The sequence below is a fragment of the Cupriavidus sp. a3 genome (assembly GCF_051015765.1).
Classification (GTDB): domain Bacteria; phylum Pseudomonadota; class Gammaproteobacteria; order Burkholderiales; family Burkholderiaceae; genus Cupriavidus; species Cupriavidus oxalaticus_A.
The window spans coordinates 2,032,143-2,053,769 of record NZ_CP170644.1 but is presented as its reverse complement, the minus strand read 5'-3'; the positions used below and the strand labels follow the sequence as shown (position 1 = coordinate 2,053,769).

Genomic DNA, 21,627 nt, shown 5'->3' with positions numbered 1-21,627 from the left:
CAGCGCATCAGACCGCGGTGGCCTCGGGCACCGGCTTGCCGAGCAGGAAGTTCAGGTGGATGCGGTTGAAGGTGTCGGCATCCTCGAACTGCGGCCAGTGGCCGCAGCCATCCATCACCGTGAACAGCGCGCCGGGAATCATGGTGGCGATGCGCCGTCCTTCCGAGACATCTGCGGTGGGATCGTCGGAGGTCCACAGCACCAGCGTCGGCGCCTGGATGCGGCCATAGTCGCCGGCGCGCAGGATGTTGCGCTGGCGCGTCTCCATGTCCTGCAGCACCATGTTGCCGCGCTGCGCCTCGACCATGCCGGGCTGCGCATAGATCGCCTGGCGCGTGGCGACGAGGTCGTCGAAGACCTTGGACTTGTCGGCCATCAGCCATTCCACGCGCGCCTTGATGAAGTCCCAGCTCGGGTCTTCGACCGCGCGCATCGACAACGTCTTCAGGCGTTCCATCACCACGGGGTCGGCCTGCGAGCCGCCGGCGGTGTTCAGTACCAGGCGCTCGACACGACCGGGATGGTCGATCGCCAACTGCGAGGCGACCCAGCCGCCCAGCGATTCGCCGCTGAACGAGGCGCGTTCGATGTCGAGCGCATCGAGCACGCGGATCACGTGGTCGACATAGGCAGACACCTCGCGCGGGCCATCGGGCTTGTCGGTCCAGCCGTGGCCGATCATGTCGATGGCCCAGACGTCGAAGTGTTCGGCATGCGCCTTCAGGTTGCGCACATAGGCTTCGGCGTGGCCGCCGACGCCGTGCAGCAGGATCAGCGCGGGCTTGCTGCGGTCGCCGGCGTGCAGGTAGCGTGTCTGGATGCCGCCGGCATCGAGCCAGCCCTGGGTGAAGCTGACGCCGCGCAGGTCGGCCCAGATGCTCTGGAACGGCTTGGCGGCAGTGGTGGACGTATTGAGGGCGGTGGCCGGGACGGCTTGCGTCGACATTCGGTTGTCTCCAGGTTCTGTGCAGGGTGCCTGCATTCGGGGGGCTTGCTTTGAACGGAAGTCTAGAGACCGCATTGCTCGCGGCAAAAAAAATGTGCAAACTGTGCAAGGAGTGCACAACGTTGATTTAAAAGGATTTTTTATGGCGCTGGAACGGGATGCCATTTACGCCAATGTCAGGGGGCTGACGCGTGGCCTGGATGTGCTGCGGGCGCTGAACCGCATGGAAAGCGGGCGCGCGACGGCCCAGCAACTCGCGCAGGAGACGGGGCTGCATCGCACCACCGTACGGCGCCTGCTGGAGACGCTGGTGGCGCAGGGCTTCGTTCGTCGCAGCGAGTCGGACGACACCTTCCGCCTGACGCTGCAGGTGCGCGCGCTCAGCGAAGGCTTCACCGACGACGAATGGATCTCCACCACCGCCGCGCCGCTGATGGGCGAACTGCTGCAGCAAGTGGTATGGCCCTCCGACCTGACCACCCCCGACGGCGACGCGATGATCATCCGCGAGACCACGCACCGCTTCAGCCCGCTGTCGTTCCACCGCGCCATGGTGGGGCGGCGGCTGCCGATGCTGCTGACGGCGTCGGGGCGCGCCTACTTTGCCAACTGCACCGAGGCCGAGCAGGAGAGCATCGTCGCGATGCTGCGCTCAGGTGCCGGGGGCGAGCACCAGGCCGCGCTCGCCAGCGATGCGCAGTTCGTGCAGAACCTGGTGAAGCGTGTGCGGCAGGATGGCTTCAGCACCAATCATGGCGACTGGAGCGAGCAGCGCAACATCAGCGCCATTGCCGTGCCGCTGCGCGCGGGGGAACGCGTGCTCGGAAGCCTGAACGTGGTCTACCTGTCGCGCGCGCTCAAGCCGGCTGAGGCGGAGGCGAAGTTTGTGGCGCCGCTGGCTGGCATTGCGGGCAAGATCGCGGCGGGTATGGCTGGCGCCTGAGCGGACTGGCGCAGCAGCCGAATACACCCACCGTACCGCACCGCACCCATCCTGCTACAGCACATTCACATCCGCCGTGCCTGCCGCCACTTCAAGCACCCGCGTGCTTGCGGTCGCCGGCAGCGCCGGTGCGACGCCGCCGCTGATGGACTTCAGCGTATGGTACGTGCAGCTGAGCTTGTCCGGCGTCAGCGTCACCAGCGCGTATCCTTCCGCGTTGGTGTCGGCGTGGCGGATCCAGGAATTGAAGGCGCGCAGCGTGTTGTCGAACGCGTTGAACAGCACACCGCCCACGTCGCTGTAAACCAGTTCGCGCAACGCGGCGAATTCCTGGTCGTTGTCGACGATAGCGCGGAACGAACTCAGCAGCGAATTGCTGGACAACCCCGCGGTGACCAGGTCGACCATCACCGGCATGGGCGAGGCCGCATCGTAGTCGTCCATGACCTGGCCGCCGAAGAACCCATGGATGTCGCCGCTCAGCGCCACCACGTTGCGCACGCTGTTGGCCTTCAGGAACGCCATCAGGTTCTTGCGCTCGGCATTGAAGCCGTCCCACTGGTCGGTATTGAGGATAAACCGGTCGAGCAGCGCGATCGCCGGCAGCCGGCTTTCGATCAGCGGGCGGATGCTGGCGTCGAAGGCCGCCGCATCGATGCCGGCCTGCGACAGCAGGTTGCGCAATTCGGTGTACGCCAGGTTGGCATAGGTGCCAGCCGCCTTGGCCGCGGCCAGGTCGCTTTCCAGCGCGCTGGCGATGGCGGATTGCAGCGATGACAGCGCACTGTGGGCCTGCACCAGCGCCCGCGCGATCAGGTCGGCGATGGCCTTGGTGACGTCGACCTGCATGCGCAGCAGCGACAGCTGGTTGCCCCACAGCTTCCACGTGGTATTGGCCCCGCCCACGCGGTCCTGCCACCATGCGCGCTGCGTGTCGCCGAGCATCGATACCGGCGTCAGCGCATTGCCGGCGGCGCTGATCTTCTGCGCCTCGGTGGCGGCCAGCGTGTCGGCGGGAACGAGGTACAGGCTGCCCACGGTGCGGCCGATGGTTTCCTCCGGCATGACGTGGTTGGCGCGGTACAGGCGCTCGTCGGTCATCAGCAGCGTCGCCAGGTTGCCGAAGGTGAAAGAACGGTAGATCTGGATGTTCTGGAACGACGGGTTGCTGGTGTCGAGGCTGACGTCTGCGGGCAGGTATTCGAACCAGGCCTGGCTGGCCGCGCGCCGGCGCGCGGTGCGTGGCGTCTGGTCGTCGTCCGAGTCATAGGTCTGGCGGTCCTGCCAGCAGTTGTCCGAGAACTCATGGTCGTCCCAGATCGCGATCATCGGGAAGGCCGCGTGCAGCGCCTGCAAGCGGGTATCGCTGCGGTAGCTGCGGTACAGGTAACGGTAGTCGTCGAGCGTGGTGGCGTAGACGCTGGCATCCGGCAGCACCGTGCCGTTGGGCAGCTGCAGCGCGGTGTGGCGGTCTTCCACCAGGCCGGCGCGCGAGCCGCCGGGCACCGCTTCGTAGATGTAGTCGCCCACGTGGACGATGAAGTCCAGGTCCTGCTGCACCAGTTCTTCCATGCCGGCCCAATGGTTGGCGTTCCAGTCCTGGCAGCTGACAAAGGCAAAGCGCAGCTGCGACAGCGGCGTGCCGGCCGCAGCGGCGGTGCGCGTGCGGCCCACGGTGCTGGCGCGGTTGCCGAGCAGGAAGCGGTAGAAATAGCGCGTGCCGGCGGTGAGTCCCGTGACCTTGTTGCGAATGGTGTAGTCCCATTCCGGACGGGCCATCAGCGGCTCGTTGACCAGCAGCGATTGCGGCGCGAAATCCTGCTGCGTCGAGACTTGCAGGCGTACCACCACGGGCCGCTTGCCGTTGTTGCCTTCGACGCGGGTCCACACCACCACGCTGTCAGGCTTGGGATCTCCCGAGGCGACGCCATGTACGAAATTGAAGTTTTCCGGATTGCCGGTATCGGGCTCATCGCCGTTGTCACCGCCGCCGCAGGCGGTCAGGCCGCCGGTGGCGATCGTGACGGTCATGAAACTTCCCCACTTCAGGAACTGGCGTCGATCCATGATCGTTCTCCTACTCTCGGGTTGCGGAACGCAGCCGCGGCCCGGACGCCGGAGAGGGCATCAGTTTTTTGTGGGGAGCGTGACTGCTTGTTGCATGGATACTAGTGGCCGCCTTCTGTCTTCGCTGTCGGTGAGGCGCCGACATCGATATAGGAAAAGGATGACTGGTGCCGCGATGCGTTGTGCATGGGCTTGCCAGTCTTGCATGGCGGCGAGGCGCAGGCGTGCCGCCGCCACGCAATGATTCATCAACGACTAACTAAACTAAGGCACGTCGCGCTGCGGCGCGCCGTCATAGGTCCACAGGAACTGGCGCGGGATGGGTCCCTTGTTGCGCCCGCCCTGGCAGGTCTGCTCCCACGCGTGCGCAAGGATGCCGACCGAGCGCGACAGGCAGAACAGGCCGCGGGCCAGCGGGGCGGGGAAGCCCAGCTCGGCATAGATGACCGCGGTGGCGCCATCGATATTCATCGGAATGGCTTTGCTGCGTCCGGCGGACAGTGCCTGTTCGATCGCGCGCGCGATCGACGCACAGCGCCCGGTGACGACGCCATCGGCAGCGGCTTGTTCGACCAGCGCAAGCAGCCGCGGTGCGCGTGGGTCGACAGGATGGAAGCGGTGGCCAAAGCCAGAAACGAACTTGCCGTGCAGGTCGCGGTAGCCATGCAGTGCCGCGGCGACGGCATCGTCCATGCTGCTGCCGTTGTCGATGCGCGCGGCGACGTCCTGATACAGCGCCACCGCCTGCTCGCCGGCGCCGCCATGCACATCGCCCAGCACGTTGACCGCCGACGCCATCGCATTGTTCAGCCCCACGCCACAGGTGGCTGCCATGCGCGCGATGGCGATGCTAGGTGCCTGCGGGCCATGGTCGACCGCGGCCATCAGTGCGGCGTCGAGCAGTTCGCCCTGGCCCGGGCCCGGCAGTTCGCCGCGCAGCATCAGCCAGATCATCTGCGCGAACGAAACGCGGCCGATCAACTGCTCGATGGGATAGCCGCGGTAGCGGATCTCGCCGGGCTTCATGTCGATGATGCCGGTGTGCCACCAGTCCTGCGACAGGCGCTGGCCCGGGTCCATGTCGTCCTTGCCGTCCTTGCCGTCCTTGCCGGCGTTGCTGGGTTGGCCGATGCCGCTCATATTGCGCGCTCCTGGCTGAGTTGGTCGATGTCCGTGCTGCTGTAGCCCAGGCTTTCCAGCACCTGGCGCGTGTGCTGGCCCAGCTGTGGCGGCGGCGCATCCACTGCCGGGGCCTCGCGGTTGAGCTTGAAGCCGGTGCGCACCACGCGGATGTCGCGGCCCACGCCGGGCACTTCGGCAAATTCGCCGATCATGCCGCGGTCGCGCACCTGCGGATGCGCCAGCGTGCCGGGCACATCGAGCACCGGGCCGGCGGGGACGCCGGCGGCATTCAGCAGCGGCCACCAATCGGTGGCCGGCTTCTTCTCCAGCTCCGCTTCCAGTGCTTCGGTCAACGCAGCGCGGTTGGCGAGCCGCGCCTGCCGCTGCGCGAAGCGCGTATCGCCCGCCAGGTCGGGACGGCCGACCACGCGGCATACCGCCTCGAACTGCTCCTGCTTGTTGGCGGCGATATTGAGCAGCCCGTCGCCGGTGCGGAAGGTGCCCGACGGGCTCGCGGTCATGTTCTCGTTGCCCATCGGCACCGGCGCCTTGCCGGCGATCAGGTGGTTGGAGACCACCCAGCCCATCGTGGCCAGCGTGGCCTCAAGCATCGATACGTCGATGAAATAGCCCTCGGTGCGCTGGTGGTCCGCCAGCGATGCCGCCACCGCAAACGCGGCGGTCAGGCCGCCAATGGTGTCGGACACCGGATAGCCGACGCGGTAGGGCGCCGTCTGCGGATCGCCGGTGATGCTCATCACGCCCGACATGCCCTGGATGATCTGGTCATAGGCCGGCAGTTCCGCCAGCGGCCCGTCCTGGCCGAAGCCGGAGATCGCGCAATAGACCAGCCGCGGGTTCTCCTGCCTGAGCGTCTCGTAGCCGAGCCCAAGCCGGTCCATCACGCCGGGGCGGAAGTTCTCGACCACCACGTCGGCGCTGCGCACCAGCTTGCGGAACACTTCCTTGCCGCGAGCGTGCTTGAGATTGATGGTCACCGACTGCTTGCCGGGGTTCTGTGCCAGGAAGGAGACGCCCATCAGGCGCTGGTTCAGCTCGGCATCCGCGCCCAGCTGGCGCGCGAGGTCGCCGGTGCCCGGCGTTTCCACCTTGATGACCTCGGCGCCCAGGTGGGCGAGCTGGTGGCAGCAGAACGGGCCGGCCAGCACGTTGGTGAGGTCGAGCACGCGGATGTTGCGCAAGGGCTTTTGCATGGTGTTGGTGTCTGATCCGTTGATGTCTGAACCGCTATTCGACGCGCGCGCCGGACTGGCGCACGATCTCGCCCCAGCGCATGTTCTCGCTCTGGATAAAGGCGCCGAGCTCCCTGGCGGTGCCGCCGCGCGGCTCGCTGCCTTCCTCGCGCAGCTTGCTGACGGTGTCGGCCTGCGCCAGCGCCTTGTTGACTTCGGCATTCAGCCGCGCCACCACCTCGGGCGGCGTGCCGGCCGGCGCCACCAGCGCCTTCCAGTCTTCCGCCTGGAAGCCGGCGTAGCCCGACTCCGCAACGGTAGGCACGGCGGACAGCAGCGGCATGCGCTTGGCCGAGGTCACCGCCAGCGCGCGGACCTTTCCAGCCTTGATCATGGGCATGGCGATCGGCGGCGTGGCGAAATAGAAGTCGGTCTGCCCGCCCATCAGGTCGGTCAGCGCCGGCGAGGCGCCCTTGTAGGGAACATGCAGCATCCTGATGCCGGCGCGCCGCGCGAACATCTCGCCGGTCAGGTGGCCGACCGTGCCGGTGCCTGCAGACGCCATCGACAGCTGCTTCGCCTTGGCCGCGGCCACCAGGTCGGCGACCGTCTTGTAGGGGGCGTCGTTGCGCACGATCAGCACCACCGGCTGTGCCGCTACCAGTGCCACGGGCGTGAAATCCTTTTGCGCGTTGTAGGGCATCCTGGGGTACAGCGTGGGGTTGATCGCCAGGTTGGCGGTCTGGCCCATGCCCAGGGTGTAGCCGTCGGGCTTTGCCTTGGCCACGCTGTCGAGCCCGATATTGCCACCGGCGCCAGCGCGGTTTTCCACCACCACGTTCCACTTGGTCGCCATGCCGATCTTGTTGAAGACCAGCCGCGACAGCACGTCGGTGCCGCCGGCCGGCGGGAAGGGCACGATGAGGCGGACCGGTTGCGCGGGATAGGCGTCGGCGGCATGGGCGACGCCGGCGCCGGCGGCAAGCAGCGCCGGCAGCGCGCAGCAGGCAACGGCGCGAACCAGCGCGCGCGTCGGCTTTGCAAGCATCGGGGAAGGAAGGGATCGGCGGGTCATTGGGTCTCCTGACTGGCGGCGAGTGTGGCGTCGTTTTGTTCTTTCAGATAGAACATGGTTCTACGTAAAAGAACTTTAATGCCGTCCGGCAGCGAAACTAATCCGGGTATACCCGCGAATTTCGAGAATTCTAGGATTTGTGTTCTACTAGACAGAACTTCGACCGCTTTGCCCATGGAAGACAACCAACCCGCCCAACCTGCCGGCGCCCCCGATACCTCCAGCGGCGTCGCTGTACTGGACCGCGCCTTCGCCATCCTCGGCGCCTTCGGGCCGACCGACGAGCGCCTGTCGCTGACCGAACTGTCGCGCCGCACCGACCTGTACAAGAGCACCGTGCTGCGCCTGCTGGCGGCGCTGGAGCATGGCGGCTATATCCGCAAGCTCGACGACGGCCAGTATGCGATCGGGCCGCAGCCGCTGCGGCTGGCGGCGATCTACCAGCGCTCGTTCCGCGTCGGTCCGGTGATCGAGCCGCTGCTCGAGCAGGTCAGCCGCGAACTGGGCGAAACCTCATCGTTCTACGTGCGCCAGGGCGAGCAGCGCCTCGTGCTCTACCGCGTCGAGCCGGCGCGCGCCGTGCGCGTCTCGATCGGCGTCGGCGATGCCTTCCCGATCGACCGCGGCGCCTCGGGCAAGGTGCTGCGCGCTTTCACCGAACCCGGCGACGAGCGATGGGGCGAAGTGCGGGCGCGGCTATGGGCGGTGTCGTATGGCGAGCGCGATGCCGAGACCGCCTCGGCCTCGGTGCCGGTGTTCGGCGCCACCGGCGAGCTGGTGGGCGCGCTGACCTTGTCGGGCCCGAAGCAGAGGCTTGCCGCGGCGCCGACGATGTACGCGGCAGTGGCAACGTTGCTCAAGGTCGCGCGGCAGGCCACCGGGGTGCTAGGCGGCAATGGCGCCCGCTACGACCAGGGCATCGCGCAGCTGAGCATGGAGCAGGTCATGGCCAGCGGCGCGATCGGTGCCGGGGATGCAGACTAGCGGGCGTAGCGAAGGCTCGCGCCTATTCCGGCTGCTCGCAGAAGCGCAACCGGTTGCCGAACGGATCCGCTACCTGCAATTGCCTTCCCCAGCCGAGCGTCTCGATACCGGGGCGCGCATACGCATAGTCCTTCGCCGCCAGTTCGCGCTGCAGCGCATCGATGTCCTGCATCGGCACGAACACCGTCGATCCCGGCGTGGCGTCGCCGTAGTGCTCGCTCAAATGCAGCGCCAGGCCGGAGCGCCTGACCTGCATTAGGCCCTTCCACACGCCGGCACGCAGGCATCGCTGCCTGCGAGCCGGTTTTTTTGCCAGTCAGAAGCCTGACGCGAAGCACATTTGGTCTCCTTGGTCTTGCAACCGGACGTTCTGTATCGCCAGGCGCGGCAATTGCTGGCGGTTGGATGGTCTTGTGATCGGCGTAAAGCACTCAATAGATATCGGCTATCCAGCCGATAGCGAGCACCGATCGCGAAGGTTCCCATTCCTCCCGTCCTCCAACTACCCAGTGCAAGGAGATCGATATGGCCGACAAACAGGCAAGGCCCAGGGCAAACAACGCTGCAGGCCAGGCGGCAGCAGGCACGCCGGCGGGCTACGGCGACGCCCGGCGCGGCACCGGCGGCGAACTGCACCAGACTGCCGGCAGCAGCCATCCGCCGCTGACCACCGCGCAGGGCATTCCCATTCCGGACAACCAGAACTCGCTCAGGGCAAATCCGCGCGGCCCGACTTTGCTCGAAGATTTCATCCTGCGCGAAAAAATTACACACTTCGACCATGAGCGCATCCCGGAGCGGATCGTCCACGCACGCGGCTCGGCCGCGCATGGCTACTTCGAGCTGACCGAGTCGCTCGCGGCTTTCACCACCGCCAGGATGCTGACCGAAGTCGGCGAGAAAACGCCGGTCTTTACCCGCTTTTCCACCGTGGCCGGCGGTGCGGGTTCGGTCGACACGCCGCGCGACGTGCGCGGCTTCGCGGTCAAGTTCTATACCAAGGAAGGCAACTGGGACCTGGTCGGCAACAACATCCCGGTGTTCTTTATCCAGGACGCGATGAAATTCCCGGACGTGGTCCACTCCGTCAAGATGGAGCCGGACCGGGGCTTCCCGCAATCGGCCAGCGCGCACGACACCTTCTGGGATTTCATCTCGCTTACGCCCGAGTCGATGCACATGGTGATGTGGATCATGTCGGACCGCACCATCCCGCGCTCGCTGCGCATGATCGAAGGCTTTGGCGTGCATAGCTTCCGGCTGCTCGACGGGCAGGGCAACTCCACCTTCGTCAAGTTTCACTGGCGGCCCAGGCTGGGCTTGCAGTCGACCGTGTGGGACGAGGCGGTCAAGATCGCCGGCGCCGATCCCGACTTCCATCGCCGCGACCTGTTCAACGCGATCCAGTCGGGCAACTTCCCTGAATGGGAACTGGGCGTGCAGCTCTTTACCGAGGACGACGCGGCGAAATTTCCGTTCGACCACCTCGATCCCACCAAGATCATCCCGGAAGAGACGGTACCGCTGAAGATCGTCGGCCGCATGGTGCTCGACCGCTGGCCCGACAACTTCTTTGCCGAGACCGAGCAGGTGGCCTTCTGCCCGGCCAATATCGTGCCGGGCGTGGATTTCTCCAACGACCCGCTGCTGCAGGGGCGGCTGTTCTCCTATCTTGACACGCAGCTGCTGCGGCTGGGCTCGCCGAACTTCCACCAGATCCCGGTCAACGCGCCCAAGTGCCCGTTCGCCCACCACCAGCGCGACGGCAAGATGCAGATGGAGGTGCCGCGCGGACGCGTGGCCTATGATCCCAGCTCGCTCGACGACGCATCGCCGCGCGAGGCGCCGGACCTCGGCTTCCCGAACGCGCGCGTGCCCGAGCAGGGCGACAAGGGCCGCATCCGCGCCGAGAGCTTTGCCGACCACTACAGCCAGGCGCGCATGTTCTTTCGCAGCCAGAACCGCGCAGAACAGGCGCATATCGCCTCGGCGCTGGTGTTCGAGCTGTCCAAGGTCGAGCATGTGCACGTGCGCGAGCGCATGGTGGCGCACCTGCGCAATATCGACGAAGGCCTGGGCCGGCGCGTCGCCGACGGCCTGGCGCTGGACCGGGTGCCCGATCCGCTGCCCACCGCCGCACCGGTGCAGGACCTGCCGCCGTCACCGGCGCTGCAGATCATCGACCGCATGAAAGACACGCTGCAGGGGCGCGAGGTTGGCATCCTGGTTGCCGATGGCTCCGATGGCGCGACCGTCGAGGCGATCCGGCAGGCTGCGGCCACCGCCGGCGCCACGGTCAGGATCGTCGCGCCCAAGGTGGGCGGCGCGGTAATGGCCGACGGCTCCAGGCTGGCCGCCGACGGGCAGCTTGCCGGCACCCCATCCGTGATGTTCGACGCGGTGGCGGTGGTGCTGTCCGCCGACGGCGCGGCGCAGCTGGCGCAGGAAAGCGCGGCGCTGGACTTCGTCTGCTTTGCCTACGCGCACCTGAAAGCCATCGCGGCCGATGCCGGCGGCGATGCGCTGCTGGCGCAGGCCAACCTCAAGCCCGATAACGGGGTGGTGCCGGCCGGCGATACCGCGCGCTTTATCGCGGCCGCCAAGACGCGGCAGTGGGACCGCGAGCCGCAGGTGCGGATGCTGGCGTAATGCCGGGACCGGCCCGCAATATAGCGCCGGCCGTGGCGGGCCGGCGTCCCACCGTAAGCGCCCGCGGTGCTTTGCCGGGCCTGAGCACGGCCGTTTCTCCAAGGGAAATCCACTAGAAACCCCCTCTGCCTTTGGCACATAATGTGCAAGCGATGCCGGTGAAACGGCACACGCGAGCGGGTTACCCGCCGCCACAGAGGGGAGACAATGAGCAGTTCAACCGACAAGTTCTCGGCGACCATGCGCGCCGGGCTGGCCGACCTTGCGCGCCGGCTGCGCTTTGCCATGGAGGAAGGCGCGATCTGGCTCGACGAGCAGCGCATGATCCTGATCCACACCGCGGCGCTTGGCGCGCTGCGCAAGGAGCTGGTCGACACCATGGGCATGGAGCGCGCGCGCGGCCTGTTTATGCGCATGGGCTTCCATTCCGGCATGCGCGATGCCGAGGTCGCGAAGAAGCTGCGCGCCGGCCAGAGCGATTTCGGCCAGCTCGAGATCGGGCCGTGCCTGCATACCATCGAGGGCGTGGTCCGCGTCACGCCGGTCAAGGTCGATATCGATATCGCCGCCGGCATCTACGACGGCGAATTCCTGTGGGAAGACTCGTTCGAGGGCGACGTGCACCGGCAACTGTTCGGTATTGTCGACGAGCCCGCCTGCTGGATGCAGATCGGCTATGCCACCGGCTACACTTCGGCGCTGATGGGCCGCACCATCCTCTATCGCGAGGTGGAGTGCATTGCCTGCGGCCATGCGCACTGCCGCATCGTCGGCAAGCCGGTCGAGGCCTGGGAAGACGGGCAGCAGGTGCTGGCGCTGTACCAGCCGGATCCCGTGATCGAAACCATCATGGCGCTGCAGAGCGAGGTCGAGAACCTGCGCGCGCTGCAAGAAACGCGCGTGACGCCGGCCGACCTGGTCGGCAGCTCGCCTGGCTTCCGTGCCGCATGGAACCTGCTGCAGCGCGCCGCGGCCAGCAACGTGACGGTGCTGCTGCTGGGCGAGACCGGCGTGGGCAAGGAGCGCTTTGCGCAGGCGCTGCACAGCGTCAGTGGCCGCGCTGACAAGCCTTTTGTCGCGGTCAACTGCGCGGCGATCCCGGACGAGCTGATCGAGTCGGAGCTGTTCGGCGTGGAGAAGGGCGCCTTCACCGGCGCGCACCAGTCGCGGCCCGGCCGTTTCGAGCGCGCGCACGGCGGCACGCTGTTCCTGGACGAGCTGGGGGAGTTGTCGGCATCGGCGCAGTCCAAGCTGCTGCGCGTGCTGCAGGAGGGAGAGGTCGAGCGCGTGGGCGGCTCGGGATCGCGCAAGGTCGATGTGCGGCTGGTGGCCGCGACTAATGTCGACCTGGCGCAGGCGGTCAGGGAAGGCACCTTCCGCAAGGATCTGTATTACCGGCTCAATGTGTATCCGGTGACGATTCCGCCGTTGCGGGAGCGGCTGGATGATATTCGTTTGCTGGCGGAACGCTTTCTGGCGCGCTATGGCGCGCGCCATGGGAAGCGCATCCTTGGTATTACCGATCGGGCGCTGGCGGAGCTGCGGCGCTATGACTGGCCGGGGAATGTGCGGGAACTGGAGAATGTGATTGAGCGGGGAGTGATTCTTGCAAGCAATGGGGGGCAGATTGGTGCGGATCATTTGTTCCTGCCGGCAAGCGCTGCGCCGCCGGTGGATACCGCACCACGCCTTGGTGCTGGCGGGACGCTGCCCGAACTGCGTGAGGCGGCTGTGCATGCGTTGCTTGACCAGTTGTCGGAGCAGCAGCTGGCGCTGGGGGATGTGGAGACGGTGTTGATGGAGGCTGCGATGCAGCGGACGGATGGGAATATGAGTCAGGCGGCGCGGTTGTTGGGGATTACGCGGCCGCAGTTGGCTTATCGATGGAAGATTAGGAGAGGGGGGAATTGAAGTTGCTTTAATCCCTTCGGCTCGGCATCTGGTAGCTATTTGATATGCCCTGGTTTCGCCCCTAAAGGGGCGAGTCACTTTTGCCCGAGCGGCAAAAGTAACCAAAAGCGCGTTAACTGCCCTGCGGGCGGCCACTCTTATCGTAGTGGGCAACGGCTTTCGTACGGGGCTTGGCTTCGTTGCAGGGCAGGACTGCCTGACGCCTTGGCGCGCCACCGTGGCTCGGGATTGACGCCATTGTTGAACGAGCCCAGAGCTGTTGGGTGGCCGCCTGCTGCTGGCGTCAACGCGGGGACGCCTACGGCTGCGCTGCGCGCCGGCAGCATCTCAGGTCAGGAGCTCCGGCACGAACGCGTCGCTGCGCTCGCTTGGCGCTATCGCCGATGAGCCCACAGGCGCATCCCTACCCATTGCTCGCTCCCCTCGTCCGCTTGCGGGAGAGGGGCCGGGGGAGAGGGCCGGAGCCTCCACGAAGTGCATCCAGCCAATTCCCTCAGACCGGGCCCCGGATTCTCATTAGCGATAGCCATATCGCCAAGCCCAGCAAACCAACTAGGACCCGCGCGCAGCGCAGCCGCAGGCGTTCCTACCACGCCGCCAGCAGCAGGGGCCACCCAACAGCTCTGGGCTCGTTCAAAAATCGAATCAATCCCAGCCACCGTGGCGCACCAGGGCGTCAGGCAGTCCTGCCCTGCAACGAAGCCAAGCCCCGTACGAAAGCCCCAGCCCACTACGATAAGAGTGGCCGTCCGCCCAGGACAGTAATGCGCTTTCTGGTGACTCTTTGTCGCTCGGACAAAGAGTTACCCGCCCTTTAGGGCGGAACCGGGCGCATCAAGTATCCGCCAGATGCCGAGCCGTCAGGCACAGCAAAACCTGGCTTCACCATTTAATCCATCCCCAGTCCATCCTGTCAGTTCCCGCGGTAGCGCAATGCTGCACTGCCTCACTGCATTTCCCCTGTCACATCAGCAACTTAAAGGCACAACCGTGTAACTAGCTGCTGCGCCGCAAGGCAAACACGCCCAATACCCCCGCTACCCGCAATCGCCCACCCCAAGCGGCTTTTGATCATTTGATCAAACACTCCCCCCAGCTTGATCAATCGAATGATCGCCACAACGCCAGCGCCTGCGGGTTAACGCCGACGCAAGCCACGTCCATCCCCCGCAATCCCTTATCCCACCAGCCTTCCAAGCCCTTGGCACAGTCTTCGCAATAACCCCCGCACCCCAAGCCATTGCGAAGGAGCCTGCCATGACCACCCCATCGGTCCCCTTGTTCGAAGCCACGCCGCGCTACGTCCGCGTCGAAGGCCGTACTCCGGAAGGCTTCGTGCAATTCGCCTTCAGCGTGGCCGACCCCGACCTCAACGTCGAACTGATCATGCCAGAGCCGATGTTCGAAGCCTTCTGCTGCGTCAACCGCGTGCGCTTCCTGCCGCCGCTGGCAGAAGCCCCGCAGCAAGACGAAGCCTGACAGAACCAACCCCACCCACCGCACCACAAGAGAGGGACACAGGAGACCAAGCGATGCAAGTCGATATCAAGACCCAGCAGATCCAGCCGCTGCGCCAGACCTACGGCCACGTGGCGCGCCGCTTCGGCGACAAGCCCGCGTCGCGCTACCAGGAGGCGACCTACGACGTGCAGTCGGAGGTCAACTTCCACTACCGCCCCACCTGGGACCCCGGCTTCGAGCTGTACGACAAGCGCCGCACCGCCATCGTGATGCAGGACTGGTACGCGCTAAAGGATCCGCGCCAGTACTACTACGGCGCCTACGTGACCACGCGCGGCCGCCAGCAGGATGCCGCCGAGAAGAACTTCGCCTTCGTCGAGAAGCGCGGCCTGCTGCAGGCGTTGCCGGCTGAATGGCAGGAGCGCCTGGCCACGGGCCTGCTGCCGCTGCGCCACGTGGAGTGGGGCGCGAACATGAACAACTTCTATTGCGCCGACTATGGCTGGGGCACGGCGATCACGCAGGCCTGCACCTACTGCGCGATGGATCGCCTCGGCATCGCGCAGTACCTGTCGCGCATCGGCATGCTGCTCGACGGCAATACCGGCGTGGCGCTGGAGCGCGCGAGAGTGGCGTGGCTGGAAGGCGCGGCGTGGCAGCCGCTGCGCCGCTATGTCGAACACAGCTTCGTCACCGATGACTGGTTCGAGACCTTCGTCGCGCAGAACCTGGTGCTCGACGGGCTGCTCTACCCGCTGGTCTACCAGCACGCCGACGCGGTCATCGTGCGCGCCTGCGGCACCGGCCTCGCCGTGCTGACCGAGTTCATGAATGACTGGCGCGACGAGCATGCGCGCTGGGTCGATGCGGTGATCCAGGCCGCCGCCGCGGAGTCCGACGCGAACCGCGCGCTGCTGTCCGGCTGGGCGCACGCCGCCGCGGCGCAGGTAGCCGAAGCGCTGGTCCCAGTTGCCAACGCACTGACCGGAGCCGACGGTGCCCAGATGGTGGCGTTGTGCCGCGAACAGTTTGAAGTCCGCCTGAACAAGCTCGGCCTTGCTGCCTGACTGCAAAGAAGGAGACCCGCCATGACGACCGCTGCCAACGTCTACATCGCCCTGCAGAACAACGACGACACCCGCCCCATCATCGACGCCATCACCGAAGCCAACCCGCACGCCGTGGTCTCGCAGTTCCCGGCCATGGTCAAGATCGACGCCCCCGGCCACCTGACCATCGTGCGCGAGCTGGTCGCTGGCAAGCTCGGCCGCGACTGGGACCTGCAGGAGATCCACCTCAACCTGATCTCGCTGTGCGGAAACATCGACGAAGACGAAGACGCCTTCACGCTGCGCTGGAACGCCTGACCCCACGCATACAGGACAACACGGAGACATCATGGACGCACGCAAGAAGCTCAACCTGCGCGAGAAGTACGCCTCGATGACGCGCGACCTCGCCTGGGAAACGACCTACGAGCCGATGGACCAGGTCTTTCCTTTCGACAAGTACGAAGGGATCAAGATCCACGACTGGGACAAGTGGGAAGACCCGTTCCGCATGACCATGGACGCCTACTGGAAATACCAGTCGGAGAAGGAGCGCAAGCTGTACGCGATCATCGACTCGTTCGTGCAGAACAACGGCCACCTCAACGTATCCGACCCGCGCTACCTGAACGCGCTGCGGCTGTTCCTGACCGGCGTGACGCCGCTTGAATATGCCGCGCACCGCGGCTATGCCCACCTGGGCCGGCACTTTCGCGGCGCCGGCGCGCGCGTGGCGGCGCAGATGCAGTCGATCGACGAACTGCGCCACGCGCAGACCCAGCTGCATACGCTGTCGGTCTACAACAAGTACTTCCACGGCTTCGGCGAATGGCGCCATATGCACGACCGGGTCTGGTACCTGTCGGTGCCCAAGTCCTACTTTGAAGACGCAATGAGCGCGGGGCCGTTCGAGTTCATCACCGCGATCTCGTTCTCGTTCGAATACGTGCTGACCAACCTGCTGTTCATGCCGTTCATGTCGGGCGCGGCGTACAACGGCGACATGGCCACCGTGACCTTCGGCTTCTCGGCGCAGTCGGACGAGTCGCGCCACATGACGCTGGGGCTGGAGGTGGTCAAGTTCCTGTGCGAGCAGGACCCCGGCAACATCCCGATCTTGCAGAAGTGGCTGGACAAATGGTTCTGGCGCGGCTTCCGCCTGCTGACGCTGGTCGGGATGATGATGGACTACATGCTGCCCAAGCGCGTGATGTCGTGGGCCGAGGCGTGGGAGATGTACTTCGAGCAGGCCGGCGGCGCGCTGTTCAAGGACCTGGAGCGCTACGGGCTGCGCATGCCCAAGTACCACGAGGTCGCCACCAGGACCAAGGACCGCATCACGCACGAGGCGTGGGGCACTTTCTACAACTACGCGGCCGCGGCGGGCTTCCACACCTGGATCCCGAAGGCCGACGAGATGGCGTGGCTGGCCGAGAAATACCCCCAGACCTTCGAGCGCTACTACAAGCCGCGCCTGGACCACTGGCAGGATCGGCAGCAGGCCGGCGGGCGCTTCTACAACGCCACGCTGCCGATGCTGTGCCAGACCTGCCAGATCCCGATGGTGTTCTCCGAAGCGGACGACCCCACCCAGACCTGCTACCGCGAAAGCAGCTACCACGGCATGAAGTTCCACTTCTGCTCCGACGGCTGCAAGGACATCTTCGACGACGAGCCGGGCAAGTACGCGCAGGCCTGGCTGCCGGTGCACCAGATCTACCAGGGCAATTGCGGCGGCGCCACGCTGCCTGAGGTGCTGCAGTGGTACCGCATCAATCAGGGCGCCGACAACCTCGACTTCGAAGGCTCGCAGGACCAGCGCAACTGGAATGCCTGGAAGGGCATCGCGCCGGCCGCCTGAGCGACGCATCACAGACAAGGAGACAACCATGCCCGTCGTATCCATCGGCGACTACACCTTCGCGCCGGCCGACCGCGAAGACGCGTTCCACGGCAACCGCCTGCTCTATATCGGCTGGGACGGCCACCTGCTGTTCTGCGCGCCGCACTGCTTCCCGTTTGCGCCGTCGATGCCGCTGCGCGCGGTGGTGCAGGACGTGCTTCCTGGCGTCTACGGCTATCACCCGGACTTCGCCCGCATCGACTGGAGCGCGGTGCAGTGGCTGCGCGGCGGCCAGCCGTGGCAGCCCGACCTGGACCGCACGCTGGCAGAGAACGGCCTGGGCCACAAGGACGTGATCCGCTTCCGCACACCAGGGCTGGATGGCATCGGCGGCAGCGGCAGCTGATGCGCGGTTGGCAAGCAAGGAGACCGAGATGTATTCGCTGACCATTGAACCGATCGGCCAGACCATTCCCATCGCGCCGGGGCAGACCGTGCTCGATGCCTGCCTGCGCAACGGCGTGTGGCTGCCGCATGCCTGCTGCCATGGCCTGTGCGCCACCTGCAAGGTGCAGGTGGTCGACGGCGAGGTCGACCAGGGCGATGCCTCCGGCTTCGCGCTGATGGACTTCGAGCGCGACAACGGGCAGTGCCTGGCCTGCTGCGCCACCGCGCAGTCAGACCTCGTGATCGAAGCCGATATCGAGGAAGACGCCGACGCCGAAGGCCTGCCGCTGGCCGACTACCGCGCCGAGGTGGTGGCCACGCGCGCGCTGACGCCGACCATCCTCGGCATCTGGCTGAAGCCGAAGGACGGCCAGCGCACCGCGTTCCAGGCCGGCCAGTACCTGAACCTGCAGGTGCCGGGCTGCGACCAGCCCCGTGCCTTCTCGCTTGCCAGCAAGCCCGGCGATGAACTGGTCGAGCTGCATGTGCGCCGCGTGCCCGGCGGGCCCGCCACCACATGGCTGCACGAGCAGCTGGCCGTAGGCAGCGAACTGCGTTTCTCGGCCCCGTACGGGCGCTTCTTCGTGCGCAAGTCGGCGCAGGTGCCGATGCTGTTCCTGGCCGGCGGCTCGGGCCTGTCCAGCCCGCGCTCGATGATCCTCGACCTGCTCGCCGCCGGCGAAACGCTGCCGATCACGCTGGTGCAGGGCGCGCGCAACCGTGATGAGCTGTACTACGACGACGAGTTCCACGCGCTGGCGCAGGCGCATGCAAACTTCCGCTACGTGCCGGCGCTGTCGGACGAGCCCGCCGGCAGCGGCTGGGACGGCGCGCGCGGCTACGTGCATGACGTGCTGCACCAGCTCTACGCAAAGGACGGCAGCGCCGACTTCCGCGGCCACAAGGCTTACCTGTGCGGGCCGCCGCCGATGATCGAGGCCTGCATCCGCACGTTGATGCAGGGACGCCTGTTCGAGGCGGATATCCACACAGAGAAGTTCCTGTCCGCGGGCGATGCGCAGAACAGCGCGCGCAGCCCGCTGTTCAAGATCTGATCGGGGAGGGCCATGCATGCATACCGTCGAAATCGCCGGCAGCGGCCAGCGCTACGCATGCGCGCCGGAGCAGAACCTGTTGCGGGCCATGGAAGTGCTGGGCCAGCGTGGCATTCCCGCCGGCTGCCGCGGTGGCGGCTGCGGTGTGTGCAAGGTGCGTATTGAGGCCGGGCACTACCACGTGGGCAAGATGAGCCGCACCTGCCTGTCCGAGTCGGAGCAGCGCGACGGACTGGTGCTCGCCTGCAAGACCTATCCCGACAGCGATATCCGGCTGCGCCCGGTGGCGCTGCTGCAGCGCTGCCTGGAGCGGCATGCCGGCAAAAGCAATCACGCATGACCAAGCAGTGAAGACACACACAAGGAGACAGACATGGCATTGACTGGCGTATTGCGCCCGGGGCATGTGGCCCTGCGCGTGCTGGAGCTGGAACCGGCGGTAAAGCACTACACCGAGGTCCTCGGCCTGATCGAAACCGCCCGCGACGAGCACGGCCGCGTGTTCCTGAAGGCGTGGGACGAGCACGACCACCACAGCGTGGTGCTGCGCGAGTCCGACAGCCCGGGCATGGACTACATGGGTTTTCGCGTCGACAGCGGCCGCACGCTGGAGCGGCTGGCGCAGGAGGTGGAGCAGTCGGGGCTGGCCACCGAATGCCAGTGGATCGCCGCGGGCGAGCATCCGCACACCGGCGTGCGCTTCCGCTTCACGATTCCCACCGGCCATGCGATGGAGCTGTTCGCGGACAAGGACAAGCCCGGCTGCAAGACCGGAGACCTCAACCCGGATCCCTGGCCGGACGACCTGCGCGGCATGGCGCCCAGCCGCTTCGACCACTGCCTGCTGTATGGCGACGATGTCGACGGCACGGTGAAGCTGTTCCGCGATGTGCTGGGGTTCTCGCTGGCGGAGCAGGTGGTGGCCGGGCCGGACGGCGAGGTGCTGATCGGTGCCTTCCTGACATGCTCGAACAAGGCGCATGACGTGGCCTTCATCCGGCACCCGGAGAAGAACCGCTTCCACCATGCGTCGTTCCTGCTCGACAACTGGAGCGAGGTGCTGAAGGCGGCGGACATTATTTCCAAGAAGGACGTGTCGCTGGATATCGGGCCGACGCGGCATGGGATCACGCGCGGGGCGACGATCTACTTCTTCGATCCTTCGGGAAACCGGAACGAGGTGTTTTCCGGTGGCTATATCCACTATCCGGACAAGCCGACGATCACGTGGACGGACAACGAGCTGGGCAAGGCGATTTTCTATCACGACCGCAAGCTGAACGAGGCGTTTTTGAATGTGCTGACTTGAGAACGCATTGCGCCAGCCCGCAGCTGGTTTGCTCCCTCTCCCGCTTGCGGGAGAGGGAGCAACCAATCGGTGAGCGGGAAAGCCGTAGTGGATACGTCGCCCAACACAGAGAACCAACATGAAAGACTTCAAGAACTTCATCAACGGCGAGTGGGTCGGCACTACCCGCACGTTCCCCAACCGCAACCCCGCCGACAACACCGTGATCGGCCATGTCCACGAAGCCGGCCAGGCCGAAGTCGACGTCGCCGTGCAGGCCGCGCGCAATGCGCTGCATGGTCCCTGGGGCCGCATGACCGTAGCGCAGCGCGTCGAACTGCTGCACGCCGTCGCCGACGGCATCAACCGCCGCTTCGACGAATTCGTGCAGGCCGAGATTGCCGATACCGGCAAGCCCTATGCGCTCGCCAGCCATATCGACATCCCGCGCGGCGCAGCCAACTTCAAGGTCTTTGCCGACCTGATCCGCAACGTGCCCACCGAAAGCTTCGCCATGGATACGCCGGATGGCGGCAAGGCCATCAACTATGCGGTGCGCAGCCCGCGCGGCGTGATCGGCGTGGTCTGCCCATGGAACCTGCCGTTGCTGCTGATGACGTGGAAGGTCGGCCCCGCGCTGGCCTGCGGCAATACCGTGGTGGTCAAGCCGTCCGAGGAAACCCCCGCCACCGCCACGCTGCTGGGCGAGGTTATGAACGAGGCCGGCGTGCCGCCGGGCGTCTACAACGTGGTCCACGGCTTTGGCCCGGATTCCGCTGGCGCCTTCCTGACGGCGCATCCGCAAGTCAACGGCATCACCTTCACCGGCGAAACGCGCACCGGCGAAGCGATCATGAAGGCCGCCGCCAGCGGCGTGCGTCCGGTGTCGTTTGAACTGGGCGGCAAGAACGCGGGCATCGTCTTCGCCGATGCCGATTTCGACAAGGCGGTCGCCGGCATCACCCGCTCGGCATTCGAGAACAGCGGCCAGGTCTGCCTGGGCACCGAGCGCGTCTACGTGCAGCGCCCGATCTTCGAGCGCTTCGTCGCCGCGCTCAAGGCCAGGGCTGAAGGGCTGAAGCTCGGCGCACCGACGGAAACCGGCGTCAACATGGGGCCGCTGGTCTCGCATGAGCACCGCGACAAGGTGCTGTCCTACTACCGCAAGGCCGCCGAGGAAGGCGCCACGGTGATAACCGGCGGAGGCGTGCCGCAGATGCAGGGCAAGCTCGCCGAAGGCGCCTGGGTGCAGCCGACCATCTGGACCGGCCTGCCGGAAAGCGCCGCGGTGATCCGCGAGGAGATCTTCGGACCGTGCTGCCATATCGCCCCGTTCGACACCGAAGAGGAAGTCATCGCGCTGGCCAACGCCACGCCGTATGGTCTCGCGGCCACCGTGTGGACCGGCGACCTCGGCACCGCGCACCGCATGGGCAGCGCGCTGGAAGTCGGCATTTGCTGGATCAACGCGTGGTTCCTGCGCGACCTGCGCACCGCGTTCGGCGGCGCGAAGCAATCCGGCATCGGCCGCGAAGGCGGCGTCCATTCGCTCGAGTTCTACACCGAGCTGCGCAACGTCTGCGTCAAACTGTGA

The 21,627-nt window shown here is 66.2% G+C and carries 18 protein-coding genes and 1 pseudogene; 13 read left to right on the top strand and 6 right to left on the bottom strand.

What is annotated here, in order from left to right; genetic code table 11:
• Positions 1-7: 7 nt before the first annotated feature.
• Positions 8-946 carry an alpha/beta fold hydrolase gene (locus tag ACAD63_RS31120; protein ID WP_195427970.1) on the bottom strand — a complete coding sequence of 313 codons (939 nt, stop codon included), beginning with the start codon at positions 944-946 and terminating at the stop codon, positions 8-10.
• A gap of 142 nt (positions 947-1,088) precedes the next feature.
• On the opposite strand from ACAD63_RS31120, the gene ACAD63_RS31115 reads away from it, so the two are divergent.
• Positions 1,089-1,889 (top strand): DNA-binding transcriptional regulator, encoded by an 801-nt coding sequence (locus ACAD63_RS31115; RefSeq protein ID WP_135703545.1) that lies wholly within the window; start codon positions 1,089-1,091, stop codon positions 1,887-1,889.
• A 54-nt stretch (positions 1,890-1,943) separates the two neighbouring features.
• Here the strand turns inward: ACAD63_RS31115 and ACAD63_RS31110 are convergent, their stop codons facing one another.
• The 4 genes from ACAD63_RS31110 to ACAD63_RS31095 all read right to left on the bottom strand — a co-directional run bounded on the left by ACAD63_RS31110 (position 1,944) and on the right by ACAD63_RS31095 (position 7,346).
• A complete protein-coding gene (locus ACAD63_RS31110) occupies positions 1,944-3,956 on the bottom strand; it encodes an alkaline phosphatase D family protein (protein ID WP_434034259.1) in 2,013 nt (670 codons plus the stop codon).
• A 264-nt stretch (positions 3,957-4,220) separates the two neighbouring features.
• On the bottom strand, positions 4,221-5,096 hold the full coding sequence (locus tag ACAD63_RS31105; protein ID WP_434034258.1) for a citryl-CoA lyase: 876 nt from the start codon (positions 5,094-5,096) through the stop codon (positions 4,221-4,223).
• On the bottom strand, positions 5,093-6,292 hold the full coding sequence (locus ACAD63_RS31100) for a CaiB/BaiF CoA transferase family protein (protein ID WP_434034257.1): 1,200 nt from the start codon (positions 6,290-6,292) through the stop codon (positions 5,093-5,095). Before ACAD63_RS31100 ends, ACAD63_RS31105 begins: the two co-directional genes overlap by 4 nt.
• A 34-nt stretch (positions 6,293-6,326) precedes the next feature.
• Entirely contained in the window at positions 6,327-7,346 is a 1,020-nt protein-coding gene (locus ACAD63_RS31095; RefSeq protein ID WP_434034256.1) for a Bug family tripartite tricarboxylate transporter substrate binding protein, read from the bottom strand.
• A gap of 174 nt (positions 7,347-7,520) precedes the next feature.
• Between ACAD63_RS31095 and ACAD63_RS31090 the strand changes: the two genes are divergently transcribed.
• A complete protein-coding gene (locus ACAD63_RS31090; protein WP_133093346.1) occupies positions 7,521-8,330 on the top strand; it encodes an IclR family transcriptional regulator in 810 nt (269 codons plus the stop codon).
• A gap of 22 nt (positions 8,331-8,352) precedes the next feature.
• On the opposite strand, the pseudogene ACAD63_RS31085 reads toward ACAD63_RS31090, so the two are convergent.
• A pseudogene (locus ACAD63_RS31085) lies at positions 8,353-8,583 on the bottom strand (glyoxalase superfamily protein); the annotation flags it as partial.
• A 272-nt stretch (positions 8,584-8,855) separates the two neighbouring features.
• On the opposite strand from ACAD63_RS31085, the gene ACAD63_RS31080 reads away from it, so the two are divergent.
• The 11 genes from ACAD63_RS31080 to ACAD63_RS31030 all read left to right on the top strand — a co-directional run bounded on the left by ACAD63_RS31080 (position 8,856) and on the right by ACAD63_RS31030 (position 21,627).
• On the top strand, positions 8,856-10,979 hold the full coding sequence (locus ACAD63_RS31080) for a catalase (RefSeq protein WP_135703549.1): 2,124 nt from the start codon (positions 8,856-8,858) through the stop codon (positions 10,977-10,979).
• A 207-nt stretch (positions 10,980-11,186) separates the two neighbouring features.
• Complete coding sequence (gene poxR / locus ACAD63_RS31075; protein WP_434034255.1) at positions 11,187-12,890, top strand: phenol degradation transcriptional regulator PoxR; 1,704 nt, start codon at positions 11,187-11,189, stop codon at positions 12,888-12,890.
• 1,257 nt (positions 12,891-14,147) lie between these two features.
• Positions 14,148-14,369: a phenol hydroxylase subunit gene (locus ACAD63_RS31070; RefSeq protein WP_133094757.1), complete on the top strand. Its 222-nt coding sequence runs from the start codon at positions 14,148-14,150 to the stop codon at positions 14,367-14,369.
• 53 nt (positions 14,370-14,422) lie between these two features.
• Positions 14,423-15,418 carry an aromatic/alkene monooxygenase hydroxylase subunit beta gene (locus ACAD63_RS31065; RefSeq protein WP_133094758.1) on the top strand — a complete coding sequence of 332 codons (996 nt, stop codon included), beginning with the start codon at positions 14,423-14,425 and terminating at the stop codon, positions 15,416-15,418.
• Positions 15,419-15,439: 21 nt separating this feature from the next.
• Positions 15,440-15,718, top strand: coding sequence for an MmoB/DmpM family protein (locus tag ACAD63_RS31060; RefSeq protein WP_133094759.1), 279 nt, complete (start codon positions 15,440-15,442; stop codon positions 15,716-15,718).
• 31 nt (positions 15,719-15,749) lie between these two features.
• Positions 15,750-17,261 carry an aromatic/alkene/methane monooxygenase hydroxylase/oxygenase subunit alpha gene (locus ACAD63_RS31055; protein WP_135703551.1) on the top strand — a complete coding sequence of 504 codons (1,512 nt, stop codon included), beginning with the start codon at positions 15,750-15,752 and terminating at the stop codon, positions 17,259-17,261.
• A 28-nt stretch (positions 17,262-17,289) separates the two neighbouring features.
• Positions 17,290-17,649, top strand: a complete 360-nt coding sequence (locus tag ACAD63_RS31050; protein ID WP_133094761.1) for a phenol hydroxylase subunit P4 — start codon at positions 17,290-17,292, stop codon at positions 17,647-17,649.
• 28 nt (positions 17,650-17,677) lie between these two features.
• Positions 17,678-18,745 carry an NADH:ubiquinone reductase (Na(+)-transporting) subunit F gene (locus tag ACAD63_RS31045; RefSeq protein ID WP_133094762.1) on the top strand — a complete coding sequence of 356 codons (1,068 nt, stop codon included), beginning with the start codon at positions 17,678-17,680 and terminating at the stop codon, positions 18,743-18,745.
• 16 nt (positions 18,746-18,761) lie between these two features.
• On the top strand, positions 18,762-19,085 hold the full coding sequence (locus tag ACAD63_RS31040; RefSeq protein WP_133094763.1) for a 2Fe-2S iron-sulfur cluster binding domain-containing protein: 324 nt from the start codon (positions 18,762-18,764) through the stop codon (positions 19,083-19,085).
• 33 nt (positions 19,086-19,118) lie between these two features.
• A complete protein-coding gene (locus ACAD63_RS31035) occupies positions 19,119-20,054 on the top strand; it encodes a catechol 2,3-dioxygenase (protein ID WP_133094764.1) in 936 nt (311 codons plus the stop codon).
• Positions 20,055-20,172: 118 nt separating this feature from the next.
• Positions 20,173-21,627 carry a 2-hydroxymuconic semialdehyde dehydrogenase gene (locus ACAD63_RS31030; protein ID WP_434034254.1) on the top strand — a complete coding sequence of 485 codons (1,455 nt, stop codon included), beginning with the start codon at positions 20,173-20,175 and terminating at the stop codon, positions 21,625-21,627.

Excerpts from the sequence above, each read along its gene's own strand:
- ACAD63_RS31120 (WP_195427970.1), bottom strand. The coding sequence starts at position 946 with ATGTCGACGCAAGCCGTCCCGGCCACCGCCCTCAATACGTCCACCACT.
- ACAD63_RS31115 (WP_135703545.1), top strand. The coding sequence starts at position 1,089 with ATGGCGCTGGAACGGGATGCCATTTACGCCAATGTCAGGGGGCTGACG.
- ACAD63_RS31110 (WP_434034259.1), bottom strand. The coding sequence starts at position 3,956 with ATGGATCGACGCCAGTTCCTGAAGTGGGGAAGTTTCATGACCGTCACG.
- ACAD63_RS31105 (WP_434034258.1), bottom strand. The coding sequence starts at position 5,096 with ATGAGCGGCATCGGCCAACCCAGCAACGCCGGCAAGGACGGCAAGGAC.
- ACAD63_RS31100 (WP_434034257.1), bottom strand. The coding sequence starts at position 6,292 with ATGCAAAAGCCCTTGCGCAACATCCGCGTGCTCGACCTCACCAACGTG.
- ACAD63_RS31095 (WP_434034256.1), bottom strand. The coding sequence starts at position 7,346 with ATGACCCGCCGATCCCTTCCTTCCCCGATGCTTGCAAAGCCGACGCGC.
- ACAD63_RS31090 (WP_133093346.1), top strand. The coding sequence starts at position 7,521 with ATGGAAGACAACCAACCCGCCCAACCTGCCGGCGCCCCCGATACCTCC.
- ACAD63_RS31080 (WP_135703549.1), top strand. The coding sequence starts at position 8,856 with ATGGCCGACAAACAGGCAAGGCCCAGGGCAAACAACGCTGCAGGCCAG.
- poxR (WP_434034255.1), top strand. The coding sequence starts at position 11,187 with ATGAGCAGTTCAACCGACAAGTTCTCGGCGACCATGCGCGCCGGGCTG.
- ACAD63_RS31070 (WP_133094757.1), top strand. The coding sequence starts at position 14,148 with ATGACCACCCCATCGGTCCCCTTGTTCGAAGCCACGCCGCGCTACGTC.
- ACAD63_RS31065 (WP_133094758.1), top strand. The coding sequence starts at position 14,423 with ATGCAAGTCGATATCAAGACCCAGCAGATCCAGCCGCTGCGCCAGACC.
- ACAD63_RS31060 (WP_133094759.1), top strand. The coding sequence starts at position 15,440 with ATGACGACCGCTGCCAACGTCTACATCGCCCTGCAGAACAACGACGAC.
- ACAD63_RS31055 (WP_135703551.1), top strand. The coding sequence starts at position 15,750 with ATGGACGCACGCAAGAAGCTCAACCTGCGCGAGAAGTACGCCTCGATG.
- ACAD63_RS31050 (WP_133094761.1), top strand. The coding sequence starts at position 17,290 with ATGCCCGTCGTATCCATCGGCGACTACACCTTCGCGCCGGCCGACCGC.
- ACAD63_RS31045 (WP_133094762.1), top strand. The coding sequence starts at position 17,678 with ATGTATTCGCTGACCATTGAACCGATCGGCCAGACCATTCCCATCGCG.
- ACAD63_RS31040 (WP_133094763.1), top strand. The coding sequence starts at position 18,762 with ATGCATACCGTCGAAATCGCCGGCAGCGGCCAGCGCTACGCATGCGCG.
- ACAD63_RS31035 (WP_133094764.1), top strand. The coding sequence starts at position 19,119 with ATGGCATTGACTGGCGTATTGCGCCCGGGGCATGTGGCCCTGCGCGTG.
- ACAD63_RS31030 (WP_434034254.1), top strand. The coding sequence starts at position 20,173 with ATGAAAGACTTCAAGAACTTCATCAACGGCGAGTGGGTCGGCACTACC.